The sequence below is a fragment of the Escherichia sp. MOD1-EC6021 genome (assembly GCF_002965245.1).
In the GTDB taxonomy this organism is placed as follows: domain Bacteria; phylum Pseudomonadota; class Gammaproteobacteria; order Enterobacterales; family Enterobacteriaceae; genus Escherichia; species Escherichia coli_F.
Genome location: NZ_PTRU01000008.1, coordinates 119907 through 134063 on the forward strand (window position 1 = coordinate 119907; position 14157 = coordinate 134063).

The 14157-nt window shown below is 53.6% G+C and carries 13 protein-coding genes; 1 reads left to right on the forward strand and 12 read right to left on the reverse strand.

The window, feature by feature from the left end; all coding sequences use genetic code 11:
• Positions 1 to 15: 15 nt before the first annotated feature.
• Complete coding sequence (gene arsC / locus BEB54_RS11620; RefSeq protein WP_073519558.1) at positions 16 to 375, reverse strand: arsenate reductase (glutaredoxin); 360 nt, start codon at positions 373 to 375, stop codon at positions 16 to 18.
• 20 nt (positions 376 to 395) lie between these two features.
• Entirely contained in the window at positions 396 to 1859 is a 1464-nt protein-coding gene (gene bepA, locus BEB54_RS11625; protein WP_000489667.1) for a beta-barrel assembly-enhancing protease, read from the reverse strand.
• A 212-nt stretch (positions 1860 to 2071) separates the two neighbouring features.
• Between bepA and BEB54_RS11630 the strand changes: the two genes are divergently transcribed.
• A complete protein-coding gene (locus tag BEB54_RS11630) occupies positions 2072 to 3133 on the forward strand; it encodes an AI-2E family transporter (protein ID WP_000892051.1) in 1062 nt (353 codons plus the stop codon).
• Positions 3134 to 3169: 36 nt separating this feature from the next.
• Here the strand turns inward: BEB54_RS11630 and focB are convergent, their stop codons facing one another.
• From focB to hyfC, 10 genes are read right to left on the reverse strand one after another with little or no spacing between them, the layout of a single operon-like run.
• Positions 3170 to 4018, reverse strand: a complete 849-nt coding sequence (gene focB / locus BEB54_RS11635; RefSeq protein ID WP_105277637.1) for a formate transporter FocB — start codon at positions 4016 to 4018, stop codon at positions 3170 to 3172.
• A 21-nt stretch (positions 4019 to 4039) separates the two neighbouring features.
• Positions 4040 to 6052 (reverse strand): DNA-binding transcriptional regulator HyfR, encoded by a 2013-nt coding sequence (gene hyfR / locus BEB54_RS11640; protein WP_001251519.1) that lies wholly within the window; start codon positions 6050 to 6052, stop codon positions 4040 to 4042.
• Positions 6053 to 6081: 29 nt separating this feature from the next.
• Entirely contained in the window at positions 6082 to 6495 is a 414-nt protein-coding gene (gene hyfJ, locus BEB54_RS11645; RefSeq protein WP_105277638.1) for a hydrogenase 4 assembly chaperone HyfJ, read from the reverse strand.
• Positions 6488 to 7246: a hydrogenase 4 catalytic subunit HyfI gene (hyfI, locus tag BEB54_RS11650; protein ID WP_000075547.1), complete on the reverse strand. Its 759-nt coding sequence runs from the start codon at positions 7244 to 7246 to the stop codon at positions 6488 to 6490. Before hyfI ends, hyfJ begins: the two co-directional genes overlap by 8 nt.
• A complete protein-coding gene (gene hyfH, locus BEB54_RS11655; RefSeq protein ID WP_000916074.1) occupies positions 7243 to 7788 on the reverse strand; it encodes a hydrogenase 4 subunit H in 546 nt (181 codons plus the stop codon). Before hyfH ends, hyfI begins: the two co-directional genes overlap by 4 nt.
• Before the next feature lie 9 nt (positions 7789 to 7797).
• Complete coding sequence (gene hyfG, locus BEB54_RS11660) at positions 7798 to 9513, reverse strand: hydrogenase 4 catalytic subunit HyfG (RefSeq protein ID WP_105277639.1); 1716 nt, start codon at positions 9511 to 9513, stop codon at positions 7798 to 7800.
• Positions 9503 to 11083: a hydrogenase 4 subunit F gene (gene hyfF, locus BEB54_RS11665; RefSeq protein ID WP_105277640.1), complete on the reverse strand. Its 1581-nt coding sequence runs from the start codon at positions 11081 to 11083 to the stop codon at positions 9503 to 9505. Before hyfF ends, hyfG begins: the two co-directional genes overlap by 11 nt.
• 4 nt (positions 11084 to 11087) lie before the next feature.
• Positions 11088 to 11738 (reverse strand): hydrogenase 4 membrane subunit, encoded by a 651-nt coding sequence (gene hyfE, locus BEB54_RS11670; RefSeq protein ID WP_105277641.1) that lies wholly within the window; start codon positions 11736 to 11738, stop codon positions 11088 to 11090.
• Between the two features lie 11 nt (positions 11739 to 11749).
• Positions 11750 to 13189, reverse strand: a complete 1440-nt coding sequence (gene hyfD / locus BEB54_RS11675) for a hydrogenase 4 subunit HyfD (RefSeq protein ID WP_000429082.1) — start codon at positions 13187 to 13189, stop codon at positions 11750 to 11752.
• A gap of 16 nt (positions 13190 to 13205) precedes the next feature.
• Positions 13206 to 14153 (reverse strand): hydrogenase 4 subunit HyfC, encoded by a 948-nt coding sequence (gene hyfC, locus BEB54_RS11680; protein ID WP_001353042.1) that lies wholly within the window; start codon positions 14151 to 14153, stop codon positions 13206 to 13208.
• Positions 14154 to 14157 lie beyond the last annotated feature (4 nt).

Here is a 14157-nt window from a genome sequence, read left to right on the forward strand (position 1 = left end):
GCGATGGAGCACTTCTTAACCCACGATTTCCAGCACCTGCTCCGGTGGACGACCAATTCGCGCTTTGCCATTCGCGACCACAATCGGGCGCTCCATTAGCTTCGGATTATCCACCATTGCCTGAATCAGCGCCTCTTCGCTAAGCGAACTGTCAGTCAGGTTCAGCTCTTTATAAAGATCCTCTTTCTGGCGCATCAACTCACGGGCACTATTCATCCCCAGCATTTTAAGCAAATCGCGCAGCGTTGCCGCATCGGCGGGTGTCTCAAGGTAGAGCACCACTTCTGGCTCCACGCCGTTTTCTTTCAGCAGGTTCAGCGTTTCCCGGCTCTTTGAACAGCGTGGATTATGGTAGATTTTTACCTGTTTGGTCATGGTTCTTCCTTTAATGCGAATTACATCTTGGTATAAGGCTTAAAGCGTTCCTGCAGCTGGCGCAACTGGTCGATGCGCGCATCGTAACGTGCTTGTTGCAGGCTGCCTAATTTCACCTGCGAACTGGCGCTGCTCAACAGGGAAATGGCCTGATCGAGTCGCCCGGCGAGCGCATAACCTTCTGCTCGCGCAGCCAGTTCCTGATCGCGGTTATTTAGTGCGGCTTCCGCCTGTGCCAGTAAATCCCAGCCGTTGCTGTCATCTTTATTGTTAAAAGTGTAGCGATTCAGAATATTGGCCGCTTCCTGTGGTTGCCCCCCTTGCAGATAAGCGTTCGCCAGGTTGAGCTGCAACACCGGATTGGTGCGCAAATCGCGGGCATTTTTCAGCCTGTTAATCGCCTCATTGGCTTTGTTTTGCCCAAGGTCGATATCGGTAGCCAGATCGAGATACCATGCGTTGCCAGGTTCTGCCGCCAGTAACGGTTGCAGCGTTTTACGCGCCTCGTCGTATTTATTGGCTTCCATCGCCTGTAAAGCACGACCATATTGCGCCGCTCGTTGCTGACGAACGTTTCCTTTCGCCCATTCATCCAGCAAATCACTGGTGAGCTGGTTACGTCCGGAATTATACATCCCCAGTGTGCGCGCTTTCGCCAGATAGAAATCTTCCGACGACTGCACCACCATCGGACGCATCTGATTAGCACGGTTGCGGGCATCTGCCAGACGACTTTCCGGCAACGGGTGAGTCAATAAAATTTCCGGCGGACGCGAGGAGTAACGCGCCTGATCGAGCAATTTTTCGAGGAAGGTCGGCATCGCCTGCGGATCGAATCCCGAGCGTTGCAGCACCTGAATACCAATGCGGTCCGCTTCCTGTTCATTTTGCTGGGTGAAGCTGATCATTCCCTGGCGCGTTCCCGCCAGTGTACCGGTCAGCGCCGCCATCCCCGCTTGCGGACTGGCCATCGCCAGTAAAATAGAACCTAACGCGCCGACCCAGGTAAGCGGTGCGCTGCGCTGTTGATCTTCCATCGCTCGCGCCAGGTGACGTTGGGTGACGTGGGAGATTTCGTGCGCCATAACTGAAGCCAGTTGACTTTCGTTATCGGAATAACGGAACAGGGCAGAGTGCAACACCACGTTGCCGCCAAAGAAAGCAAAGGCGTTAATTTCGTCGTTATTGATCAAAAAGAAATGGAACGGCGTCTTAACCGAATTGGCATGCGAAACCAGACGCATCCCCAGCGAATTAATGTATTGCGTTAACAACGGGTCATTAATTAACGGCGCGCTGCCGCGTAGCTGGCGGACATAATAGTCGCCCATCTGCATTTCCTGACCAATGGAAAGCGTGCTTCCTGCGGAGGTTCCCATATCCGGCAAGGTGTCTGCACTATCGGCAAACGCCGGGGCTACCTGACCAATGGTCATGGCAGCAATGAGGGTTGCAACCAGGTTTTTTTTCAACTGCCTGAACATAACCTCTATCCTGTATTTCTGGAGATAGTCATTTGACCGATACTGTGAAATATCGTTCCCACCGCGCCGCCTTTGAGTGTAACGGCGAAGATTAGCCCACTCAAATGACTTTTCAGTTTCCTGAATTCGTCATAAAAAGCGAAGTCTTTTTTGTGACATTTCGATACAATTGCGGATCGCAATCCCGCTCTTGAGGTTCAGGGAAGGTCTTTATGCTCGAAATGTTGATGCAATGGTATCGCCGCCGTTTTAGCGACCCGGAAGCGATTGCCTTGCTGGTTATTTTAGTTGCCGGATTTGGCATTATCTTTTTCTTTAGCGGCCTACTCGCACCGTTGCTGGTGGCGATTGTGCTGGCCTATTTACTGGAATGGCCAACCGTGCGCCTACAATCAATAGGCTGCTCCCGACGTTGGGCGACATCGATTGTATTGGTCGTTTTCGTCGGTATTTTGCTATTGATGGCGTTCGTGGTAATGCCTATCGCCTGGCAACAGGGCATCTACTTAATCCGTGATATGCCGGGGATGCTCAATAAGCTCTCTGATTTTGCCGCCACGTTGCCGCGCCGCTATCCGGCGTTAATGGATGCGGGGATTATTGATGCAATGGCCGAAAATATGCGCAGCCGAATGCTCACCATGGGCGATTCGGTGGTGAAAATTTCCCTCGCCTCGCTGGTCGGTTTGCTGACCATTGCCGTCTATCTGGTGCTGGTGCCATTGATGGTCTTCTTCCTGCTGAAAGACAAAGAGCAAATGTTGAACGCCGTTCGCCGGGTGCTGCCGCGTAACCGTGGTCTGGCAGGCCAGGTGTGGAAGGAGATGAATCAACAAATCACCAACTATATCCGTGGGAAAGTGCTGGAGATGATCGTGGTGGGGATTGCCACCTGGCTGGGATTCTTACTCTTCGGGCTGAACTATTCGCTGCTGCTGGCGGTGCTGGTCGGCTTCTCGGTACTTATTCCGTACATTGGTGCATTTGTGGTGACCATTCCGGTGGTTGGCGTGGCGCTATTCCAGTTTGGTGCTGGCACGGAATTCTGGAGCTGCTTCGCGGTGTATCTGATCATTCAGGCGCTGGACGGCAACCTGTTAGTACCTGTGTTGTTCTCCGAAGCGGTTAACCTGCATCCGCTGGTCATTATTTTATCAGTAGTGATCTTCGGTGGTTTGTGGGGATTCTGGGGCGTATTCTTCGCCATTCCATTGGCGACGCTGATCAAAGCCGTGATTCACGCCTGGCCCGATGGGCAAATCGCGCAAGAATAATCTTCAGCCCGACGAACTGTTTCGCCGGGCTGATTTTTAGGGTTCCTGACGTAAATAAATAGCCCGATAACAAATAATCACCAGCACTGCACCGCCGATAATATTACCCAGCATCACCGGGAGCAGATTGGCGGTAATAAAATGGCTGACCGTCAGTGCCGGAAAATTGTCTGCGCTACTGTGCGCCAGTTGCCAGAAGGAGGTAGGGGCGAAATGGCGAATGGCAATGGCGAACGGAATCACAAACAAATTGGCGATACAGTGCTCAAAGCCACTGGCGACAAACAGGGTGATGGGCAAAATCATGGCGACGATTTTGTCGCATAATGAACGTCCGCAATAACTCATCCACAGCGCCAGACAAACCATCAGATTGCACATAATGCCGAGGCTGACTGATTCAGTAAATGTATGATGCATTTTGCCCTCGGCGCAGTGTAAAACCGCGACTCCCCACATCGCGTTTTCACTCATCACCAGCCCGGAAAACCAGATTAACAAACTGAAACAGGCAATACCTGCCAGATTACCGCAGGCCACCAGAAGTGCATTAATCAGCCATGTTCGCCAGCTAATAACGCCCCGACTTTTTGCCATCACCGTCATTACCGACGAGGTGAACAGGCTGGTGCCGCAAACCGCCAGCAAAATAAAGCCGAGTGTAAAGCAAAGGCCACCCACCAGATGGGTTAATGCCTGTGAAGACGGGGCATCGGCGATAACGGTAAGGTAAAAAGTAAATCCGATCGCCATAAACACGCCTGCGGACATCGCCATTAAAAAGACCGACACTTTGCTGCGGGCAATTTTATGGGCGGCAATCCGTTCAGCGATTGCCGCTTTTCTGGCGCTCAACTGCAAGTCGAAAGAGAGTTTGTTTCTCATGCATACTCCTGCAAAAACAGATTACAACACCTCGCGAACCGAGATCCCCAGCCGCTGCATTCGTGATAGCAGCGTGGTGCGCTTCATCCCTAATCGCGTCGCCGCGCCACGAGGCCCGGCAACAATGCCATTGGTTTCTCGCAATACCTGAACAATGCGCTGACGTTCTTCTTCGTCATTCTCTGGCGTCGTCGGGTGCAGTAACTGCGCCATTGAACTGCGAAGCGCTGAATCTTCATTTAGCGTCGGCAGTAAACGGCTTTGTCGGACATTAAGATGTAAATTCAGACTGTTACCGCGAGTCAGTAGTACCGCTCGCTCAATCACGTTTTCCAGCTCGCGCACGTTGCCCGGCCAGTCCCACGACATCAACTGGCGTAGCGCCTCGGTCGGGATGGCGTCAATTGCGCGATTCATATGGCGCGCCATTTTTTGCGTGAAATGCTTTGCTAAAAGAGGGATATCTTCCGGACGGTCGCGCAGTGGCGGCAGTTCCAGTGGGAAGACATTCAGGCGATAAAAGAGATCGCTGCGAAACTGGCGATCTTCAACCATTTGCCACAAATCACGGTTGGTGGCGGCAATGACTCTGACATTTACCGGGATCGTTCTACTCCCGCCGAGACGCTCAATCTCCCGTTCCTGCAATACGCGCAGCAGTTTAGGCTGAAGTTCTAACGGCAGATCGCCAATTTCATCGAGAAACAACGTGCCGCCATCGGCAATTTCAAAACGACCACGATGGGTATTAATCGCACCAGTAAACGCCCCTTTGTCATGACCGAATAACTCACTTTCCAGAAGACTGGCGGGGATGGCAGCGCAGTTGATTTTGACCAGCGGCTTGTCGCGTCGCGGGCTAAGTTGATGGATCGCTCTGGCGATCACCTCTTTGCCGGTTCCGGTTTCACCACAAATCAACACCGTACTGTCGCTCTTCGCCACAATATCTACCTGCTGGAGCAGGTCTTCCATTGCCTGGCTTTGATAGATAATGTCACCGACGCCCAGATTCGAAAGGAGCTGCTCGCTAAGCTGGTGGTTTTCTTGCTGCAAGCTTTCCTGCAAATCGGTCATGCTGCGCCAGGCATCGGCATTGCCAACGGCAATAGCGATGCGATCGGCAATATGTTGTAGTAGCTGGCAGTTTTCCTCACTAAAGAGAGTGGAAGAGGTATGCGCCAGCAACAATGCGCCCGGTGTATGGTTGCCAAAGGTGAGCGGTATAAGGAGCGCAGATTCGCAGCCGTTAGATGCAAGTAAGTGTAATAACGGGTCGCGTTGCCAGAGAAACAGATCGTCTGCACGGTGCGTCAAGGTCGGTTGTCGGGTTTGTAGCGTTTGTGTCAGCAATACACTTTCGCCAGGCATACAGCGTGGCAGACACGCACAATGTGAGGCAGAAAGATCGCTACACCACAGGCTGAATTTCTCGTTCTTTCGATGATCGCCCAGTACCATACTGACTGAAGCCAGACCGAAAAAATGATGGATCTCACGCGCGACGTCAGCGATCAGATCGTCGAGATCAAGATGTGACAACACTGCATTAGTGATATCCACCAGTACCCGATGATGATCGCGATCTTTCTCCAGCAAACGCAGCGCCACCTGCTGTTCTTCATCATTGAGCCATGATTGCAGAACAGGAGTGATTATGTGTGCCAGCCAGTTAAACAGTGTGCAATCCTGGGGAGTAAAACGACTGCCGTGGGTGCGAATAAAGCGTAGCTCCGCCATTCCACTACTGCCGAGAAGGACGGCGTGGCGCGAATAATCGACCATCTCGCCCTGATACTCTGTTGTTGCCGTCACATCGCTGCCATCATCATGGTAGCGGTAATAGAAGTTGCTTTTGAGAACATGCAGTTCAATAAGTTGTACCGGGCTGAACGGCGGCGGCAGCGGGATGAAGGCGCGTAATAAAGACGCCTTGCCGTGTTTCTGCGCTAACCGCTCCGCGAGCATTCCGTTTACCGCTTCAATTGTTATTCCTTGTGGCGGGGCAAACATCGCCTCGTCTGACATAGCCATCAACAGTCCTTATTAATGAGAAATCCTTCTCACGCAATTTTTCTGGCCATCAGATAGATGGCCGGTTCCTGCACAATTTCATCCAACAGATGAATGAATTGAATGCTACGCGCCTGCCACACAGACGTCGCGTCATCTGCCAGTGGCGCGAATGCCCGGGTCAACAGGGCGGTGTGGCTGGCGTCAATAACAATCTCACCAAAGGTCATCACCCCCAGCATCTTACGTCGGGCTTGCTCCTCTTCGACCAGTGCAAGCCAATCTTCGTATTCCGTCTGTGGGCAGCGGAAGGCGACATTCAGACAATCAATCACGCCAACGTGATGACCGATAGCCAACGAGTAATACATTACCTGGGAGCTGTGTTCCGGCATCTCGTCGCTACTGGCGATAAATTTTTTTCGCAGCGTCCAGAAAACAATTTCCCCGCACTCCTCAGCCATGTAACCCCCGGAGAACGCGAAAGAGTTGCTGAACGATACTATTGAGACGCGGATCGTCGGCTTCGCGCAACCAGGTGTTAACCCGATTTCCTGTAGGATCGTCGCTTAAATGGCGCAGGAGCCGATCGCAAATTTCTCGCCCCTGACGATAGCCCGCCAGCCGCCTCGCTTCTCGCTCAATGGCGATACGCTGTGATGGCGGGATCTGCGGCCACAGCGGTTGCATGGTCACCCCGGTGGGATCGCGATAATCCACCGCGTGAATCTTCTGTTGTAGCAAACCGAGCGCCACGGCGAAACCGTGAATGGTGGCGGCCGGTGTTGGCGGACAGCCGGGGATCCAAACATCAATGGGGACAATGGTGTCGCTGCCGCCCCAGACGCTGTAGAGATCGTGGAAAATACCGCCGCCGACACCGCACGCGCCGTAGGAAACACAGATTTTATGATCGGGGGCAGACTCATATGCCCGAAGTGCAGGCATACGCATCGCCCGGGTGACTGCGCCAGTAAATAACAAAATATCGGCGTGACGAGGTGATGAAACAACCTTAATGCCAAAGCGTTCTGCGTCGAATACTGGTGTGATGGCGGCAAAAATTTCGATTTCGCAGGCGTTGCAGCCGCCGCAATCGACGCGATAAACGTAGGCCGAGCGACGGATATCCTGTAACAAATGCTGCTTCATCTTTTGCGTTTGTTCGTCCAGCGTGATGGGCTGGCTGACATGTTGCGTAAGCACTGGACTCATAGCTGCTCCTTAGCCACCAGCGGTTCATCTGTGTCGTCGTTGATCAGCGTCGCGCGTTGTTTGCATTCCGGGCAGACGCTCGCTTGCGCCCACAACATTTCGCGGTTTTGTGGTGCATTTTGTTGCTGTGCCAACAGTTCTGCAGCCAGTGCGACGGTTTTTTGCGGGGCAAACGGGCGTTCGCAACGGCTGCAACGTTGTAGATGGAACGTCGCGCGGGTATAGAGATCGGCTTTATTGGTGACGGTCAGTTCAAAGTTATTGGTAAGCTGAATGGCTCTGGTCGGGCACACTTCTTCACAACGTCCGCAGTAAATACAACGCCCCAGATAGAGCTGCCAGGTGCGCGTATTTTGCTGGTCGTCGGTCTGGATAGTCAGCGCATTTGCCGGACAAGCACAGGCGCAGGCACCGCAGGCAATACATTGGCTGGGCATCAGGTCCGGTTTCCCGCGAAAGCCTGGGCTGACCTCCAGTGGCGCGAAGGGATATTTCACCGTCGCGGTTCCGGCGCGCATAATAGTTTTCAGTAACTTCAGCATTTTCTGTCCTTACTTCAGCGGCGAACGTTTACGATCAATGCCGTAGCGTTCGATCTCTTTATACGGCACGGTTTTTGACTGGCGCTTGCGCACATCAACCAGCGTCACACGGTCGGTACAGGAGTAGCAGGGATCAAGGCTACCGATAATCAGCGGTGCGTCAGAAACGGTATTGCCGCGCAGCATGTAACGCAGCACTGGCCAGTTGGCGTAGGTGGCGGCACGACAGCGCCAGCGGAACAATTTTTGGTTATCACCGAGCATGCTCCAGTGCACGTCTTCACCGCGTGGCGCTTCAACAAAGCCCAGCGCGAATGCGTGAGGTTTATAGCTAAAGCCTTCGGTCAGCAGTGGGGTATCCGGCATGTTGTCGAGGGCAAATTCCAGCATTGCCAGCGAATCAAACGTCTCTTTGACACGGACCATCACGCGGGAGAAGACATCGCCGCCGGTAAAGGTAAACAGCGTTTTTGGAATATTGCCGTAGTCGGCGTAGGGGTGATCAAAGCGCAAATCACGGGCAAAACCACTGCCACGGATCAGCGGCCCGACAGGGCTATAATCACGGGCGATTTGTCGGTCGAGAATGCCAATGCCCTGAGTGCGTTGTTCCATATTCGGCGTGGCAAGCAGCATCTCTACCAGCTCCGACACGTCGGCGCGCATCTCGCGCACCAGTTTCATCGTTTGCAGACGTTGCTCTTTGAGAATATCGCGGCGAACACCACCAATCAGATTCAGACCGTAGGTTTTACGCGACCCGGTCAGCAATTCCGCCATCGTCATCGACTTTTCCCGCACGCGGAAAAATTGCATAAAACCGGTATCAAAACCAACAAAATGGCAGGAGAGGCCAAGGTTGAGCAAATGACTATGCAGCCGTTCGACTTCCAGCAGAATCGAGCGAATAGTATGCGCTCGTTGCGGCACCTCAATCCCCAGTGCATTTTCAACCGAGTTGGTATAGGCCACACTGTGGGCAAAACCGCAAATCCCACACACGCGGTCCGACAAGAAGGTCACTTCGTTGTAGCCCATCCGCGTTTCTGCCAGTTTCTCCATGCCGCGATGGACATAAAACAGGCGGTAATCAGCATCGACAATTTGCTCGCCATCCACAAACAAGCGGAAGTGACCTGGTTCATCGGAGGTGATATGCAGCGGGCCAACAGGGATCACCCGCGCATCGCTGTTGCCCTCGTTGATAAACGGATACGTTTCGGTATCAGTCGTCGGTTCAGGGCGCAGTCGATAATCCATCGCGTCTTTGCGCAGCGGATGCATATCTTCCGGCCAGTCATCGGGCAACACCAGGCGACGCTGATCCGGCAGGCCAACCGGAATCAGCCCGTACATATCGCGAATTTCTCGCTCGCCCCAGACCGCGGCAGGGACGCGCGGTGTGACTGACGGAAACTCCCGACTGTCGGCATCGACCAGTGCCTTCACCACGATCCAGCATTTTTCGGCCCCTTCCATTGAAAGGGCATAATAAACCGCGTAATGACCGTTAAGTGTCCGCTCGTCGTTGCCAAACAGGACCGGAAGCCAGCCATCATGTTGATAATAAAGATAATGTACAACGTCAGGCAGCAGATTTATTTTCACCGTAATGGTGACCTGTTCAGGCGTTTGTCGCTCTTCATCCAGCACCGCGCCGGGGAACTGCGTTTTCAGGGCGGCGAGAATCGCTTCGCCACGATTTGACGATGAATTAACGTTCACTGTGTTTCTCCGAAACAGATGCGGTGCCTGAAGGCAAAAAATCATGCCAGGTGCTACGTTGTGCAGGCAGGTCGTGCGTCCCTGAGAGGACTATAGTGGAAGCGCCCGCCAGGATCCTGATGACAGGTTGTGGAATATGCGTTCCCATCGCCAGCATCATGACCAGCAGAATCACCATTGGCGAGGTGGTCAACCAGCCAAGTTCACCCCGGTTAACGGCCTGCGGCGGTTTCGCCATTAACACCCGCGCAGCCATCCGTACCAGGCCCGCCAGCACCAGCGTTAACAGCAATAACAGCAGGACGATAATCAACAGGTGATTACGAGCCAGTCCGGCGGTAACGGTCATAAATTCGCTAAGAAAAATGTTGAAGGGCGGCATCCCGGCCAGCGCCAGCGCACCGCCGCCAAACAGCACGGCGGTAAATGGCATGATTTTGAGCATTCCGCAGACGACGTTGAGATCGCGCGTGCCGTACTTGAGCAGTACATTGCCGGAACCGCAGAACAGCAGCGTTTTTGCCAGACTGTGGTTTAAGGTGTGCAGCAGCGCAGCAAAAATTCCCAGCGGCCCGCCAATGCCTAGCGCCACCGCGACCAGTCCCATGTTCTCCACGCTGGAGTACGCCAGCAGACGCTTAATGTCCCGCTGTACCAGAATGAAAAATGCCGCCACGGCAACCGACAACATGCCGAAGATGAGCAACAACCGGTTGGGGAAATCGCTGCCGATGGCCTGGCAAATAATGATGTAATAGCGAATCAGCACCAACAGCGCGCAGTTCAGCAATACGGCGGAGAGCAGGGCGCTGACCGGACTCGGCGCTTCACTGTGAGCATCCGGCAGCCAGGCGTGCATGGGAAATAGCCCGGTTTTGGTGCCAAAGCCAATTAGCACAAACACAAAGGCCAACAGCATTAATGTTGGGTCAAGCAAGGACGATTGCTTAAGAACCTCGCTCCAGAATATCGCCATTTCTGCCTGCGGCATAACGCTGGCGGCGTTGGCGTATACCAGCACGGTACCGAACAGACCAAAAGCGACACCAACAGTACAAATAATGATGTACTTCCATGCAGCTTCCAGAGATGAACGCTGACCGTAAATGCCTACCAGAAACGCCGAGCTTAAGGTGGTGGCTTCGATTGCCGCCCACATCACAATCAGGTTATTGCTGGTAACAACCAGCAGCATGGTGAACAAAAACAGATGGAAGAAACCGTAGTAATCGCATAGCGCAACGGGTGAAATCTCGCCGTGTGCCACTTCATGACGCATGTAGCCAATCGAGTACACACCAGTGAGAAAGCCGATTACACCAAGAATGGCGAGGAACAATCCCCCCAGGCCATCAATATGAAGCCACAGTCCGGCGGCGAATATTTCTTCCGCATCCGCGGCGGTTTTGACCACCCAGAGTGCCAGAATCAGCAGCAGCGTGATCCCTAAGCTATGTAATACTGTCACCGTGCGAGTCGCAGAGTGTCCCCGTTTCCGGCAGGCAAAACAGAGCAGCGAAAAAAGCAGCGGCGTGAGCAGGAGTAAAGCGAACATCACAGAATAACTCATTTCATTATCCCTTCAGCGCGGTCAAGTTGTTCACGTCCAGCGTGCCGTGGGTACGCCATATTTTTCTTGCCAGCAACACCATCACAACGACGGCGAAAATGGCGTCGGTAGCGATACCAATTTCCACCAGTTCCGGTGCACGCCAGGCAAGAAGCGCCAGCACCAGATGGGAGCCGTTTTCCATCAGGCAGTAACCAAAAATTTGCCGCAGGATATTGCGCTGGCTGACAATGCACAGCAGGCCAAGCAGAAAATGACCTAACGCCACCGCCAGCGCCGGTTTCAGCCCGGTAGCCATCGGTAGCTTCACGGGCTGAACGACAAATGCGCAAAGCAGGACAATTAACGCCGCGAGCAGTGTCATCATTGCCGGACCGAATAACGCTTTTTCCGGGATGTTCTGGGGAATATTTCGTGCAGCGTAAATCATGATTAACGGTACCATCAGTACTTTGGTGATAAAGGCGCTGGCGGACCAGATCAGCAGTTGCTCTGCGGCGAACAGGCACGAGAGGGTGGCGAAAATAGACACCAGCACCAGCGACTGGCAGGCGTAAAATCCGCATGACAGGCGATAGCTTTTGACACTAATCACAAACAGCGATGTCAGCATCATCAGTCCCGCCAGATTATTTACGATCATAGAACCGGTCATTCATCATCTCCTTACTGCAACCAGGTCGCGGCGAATACGCTGGAAATCAGCGACATCACAATCAGTACAATCAACACCAGGCGCATTGATCCTGGCAGCGGTGCGGCATCGGCGACGGCTTCGCTCGGTTTGCCAGGCACGACGCGACCAAACCAGCGAATAAACCAGGCGAAACTGGCGACCGATTCAATCATCAGCAGAATCATGGCGGGCAGCAGGATCCAGTACTCCACTGACAACGAAAAACCGGCAGCAAACAGTGGGAATTTACTGAAGAAGCCGTTGAACGGCGGCACGCCAGTAATCGCCAGCGCGGCCACGCAGAAACCCACGCCTGGCAACGGCAGGGTGTGCAATACGCCACGCAGACGCGGCAACAAGCGCGTGCCGCAGCTGTAACTCAGCGCACCTGCTACAAGGAAAAACAGGCTTTTAGCGAACGCGTGGTTGACGATGTAGGCGATGCTGCCCTCCAGTGCCAGCCGCGAGCCGAAGATGGAGAGCGACAAGCCGAAGAACATCCAGCCAAGTTGAGTGATGGTCGACCAGGCCAGCAACCGCTTCATATCCTGCTGCGGCAAATACATCAGAAAGCCGTAAAGAATGGTGACCAGTGCCATGACCATGCCAACGCCGCCAATCACATGCGGGATATTGCCGCCGTCGATAATGGCGCGGGCAAAAATGTAAACGCCCACTTTCACCATCGATGCGGCGTGGAGATAGGCGCTGATCGGTGTTGGCGCTTCCATTGCATCCGGTAGCCACGCTTGCATCGGTAGCTGGGCCGATTTTCCCCACGCGGCAAACAGGATGCCGCCATAAACCAGATAACGTGCGTCGCCGTGTAACTCGCTCATCGCGCTAAGCGCAAACGTTCCGGTCTGCAAAAACAGCGTGGCGGCGGCAAGATACAACCCCAGCGAACCGATATGAGTGATAAGTAACGCTTTTAGTGCTGAACGTTGCGCTTTATCGCTCTGGTAATAACTGATCAACGCCCAGGAGCAGCCGCCCGTAATTTCAAAAAACAACAACTGACCGAGCAGCGTCGAGGAGAGTACCAGTCCCGCCATCGCGCCGATAAAAACCAGCAAAAATGCGTAATAACGATTCGTGCCGTTATGCGGGTGTTCGCGATTTTTATCCGTCAGATAACCCGTGGAGTAGATCGTGACCAGCAAACCGAGGAACACCACCACAAACAGAATCAGCGTACTCACGCGATCAATGACCAGGCCAAACAACGCCACATCCCCCACGTTGACCAACGTCAACGTGACGGCAACTTTATCGGCCTGATAAAACGCGGAGATCAGCGACAACATGCACAGCGTGGTCAGCGCGGCGAACAAAATCCCCCATTCGGCGGCCCGACGTTGTGGCGAAAACGAAACGACCAGTGCGCCGATAAAAGGCAGCAATAACGTCGTCAGAGCAAGATTTTCCATATTCCGTCAGTGCTCCTTACAGACCGGTTAACCAGAAGACCCAGGCAAGCGCAGCAAGGCTGAAGCCAAGCCAGGTCACATGGTGAATGAGTAAAAAACGCCCGCGTGCCAGCGTGTTTTCTGCGATAGAGGCCAGAACAAAAATCAGCAAAACCTTGAGCAGCGTAACGACAAGTGAAGTCAGCAGGCAGGTGAGAGAAAGCTCTTGCGCGCGCCCAAAGGGCAGAAACAGGGCCACAAACAGTGATGCCATCACGACCTGTTTCAGCCCCAGCCCCAACTTCGCCAGCGCCAGCCCGGCACCGGAATATTCGGTCAGCGGGCCTTCCTGTAATTCCTGTTCTGCTTCAGCAACATCAAAGGGAATTTTTCCCATCTCAATGAAGCAGGCAAAACCACAGGCCAGTAACGCCAGTACGGTGGTTAGTGGCGAGTTCCAGCCCGTCGCCAGCGTCTTGCTGATCATCTCGATATGCGTGGAATCCGCTATCAGCGCCAATACCAGCAGTGAGAGAATGAGCATTGGTTCGACCAGAATGCCGAGCGTCAACTCGCGACTGGCACCGACTCCCGCAAACGGGCTTCCGGTATCCAGTCCGGAAAGAGCAAAGAAAAAACGAAACAGGGCAAGAAGATAGATAAGGGTGATCAGATCGCCGCCGCCCGCAAAAGGGGAAACAGTAATAAATAGTGGTAGGGCCATCGCCAGCACCAGCATGCTGCTGATTAATACCCACGGCATCAGGCGGAACATCAGACCTGAAGATGTCGGCGCAACTTCCTGGCGTTTAAACAGTTTGTGGATATCGCGATAATCCTGCCAGATCCCCGGTCCGCGACGGGAGTGCATACGCGCGCGTATCTGCCGGGAAATCCCCGTAAAAAGCGGGGTTAGCGCCAGCAGAATCACGGCCTGTGCTAACGCAAAAATGATCAGATATCCGTCGCAAAGAGTTTGTCTCATGGTG

Excerpts from the sequence above, each read along its gene's own strand:
- hyfI (WP_000075547.1), bottom strand. The coding sequence starts at position 7,246 with ATGAGTCCAGTGCTTACGCAACATGTCAGCCAGCCCATCACGCTGGAC.
- hyfH (WP_000916074.1), bottom strand. The coding sequence starts at position 7,788 with ATGCTGAAGTTACTGAAAACTATTATGCGCGCCGGAACCGCGACGGTG.
- arsC (WP_073519558.1), bottom strand. The coding sequence starts at position 375 with ATGACCAAACAGGTAAAAATCTACCATAATCCACGCTGTTCAAAGAGC.
- BEB54_RS11630 (WP_000892051.1), top strand. The coding sequence starts at position 2,072 with ATGCTCGAAATGTTGATGCAATGGTATCGCCGCCGTTTTAGCGACCCG.
- hyfF (WP_105277640.1), bottom strand. The coding sequence starts at position 11,083 with ATGAGTTATTCTGTGATGTTCGCTTTACTCCTGCTCACGCCGCTGCTT.
- hyfE (WP_105277641.1), bottom strand. The coding sequence starts at position 11,738 with ATGACCGGTTCTATGATCGTAAATAATCTGGCGGGACTGATGATGCTG.
- hyfJ (WP_105277638.1), bottom strand. The coding sequence starts at position 6,495 with ATGGCTGAGGAGTGCGGGGAAATTGTTTTCTGGACGCTGCGAAAAAAA.
- hyfC (WP_001353042.1), bottom strand. The coding sequence starts at position 14,153 with ATGAGACAAACTCTTTGCGACGGATATCTGATCATTTTTGCGTTAGCA.
- hyfD (WP_000429082.1), bottom strand. The coding sequence starts at position 13,189 with ATGGAAAATCTTGCTCTGACGACGTTATTGCTGCCTTTTATCGGCGCA.
- hyfR (WP_001251519.1), bottom strand. The coding sequence starts at position 6,052 with ATGGCTATGTCAGACGAGGCGATGTTTGCCCCGCCACAAGGAATAACA.
- bepA (WP_000489667.1), bottom strand. The coding sequence starts at position 1,859 with ATGTTCAGGCAGTTGAAAAAAAACCTGGTTGCAACCCTCATTGCTGCC.
- focB (WP_105277637.1), bottom strand. The coding sequence starts at position 4,018 with ATGAGAAACAAACTCTCTTTCGACTTGCAGTTGAGCGCCAGAAAAGCG.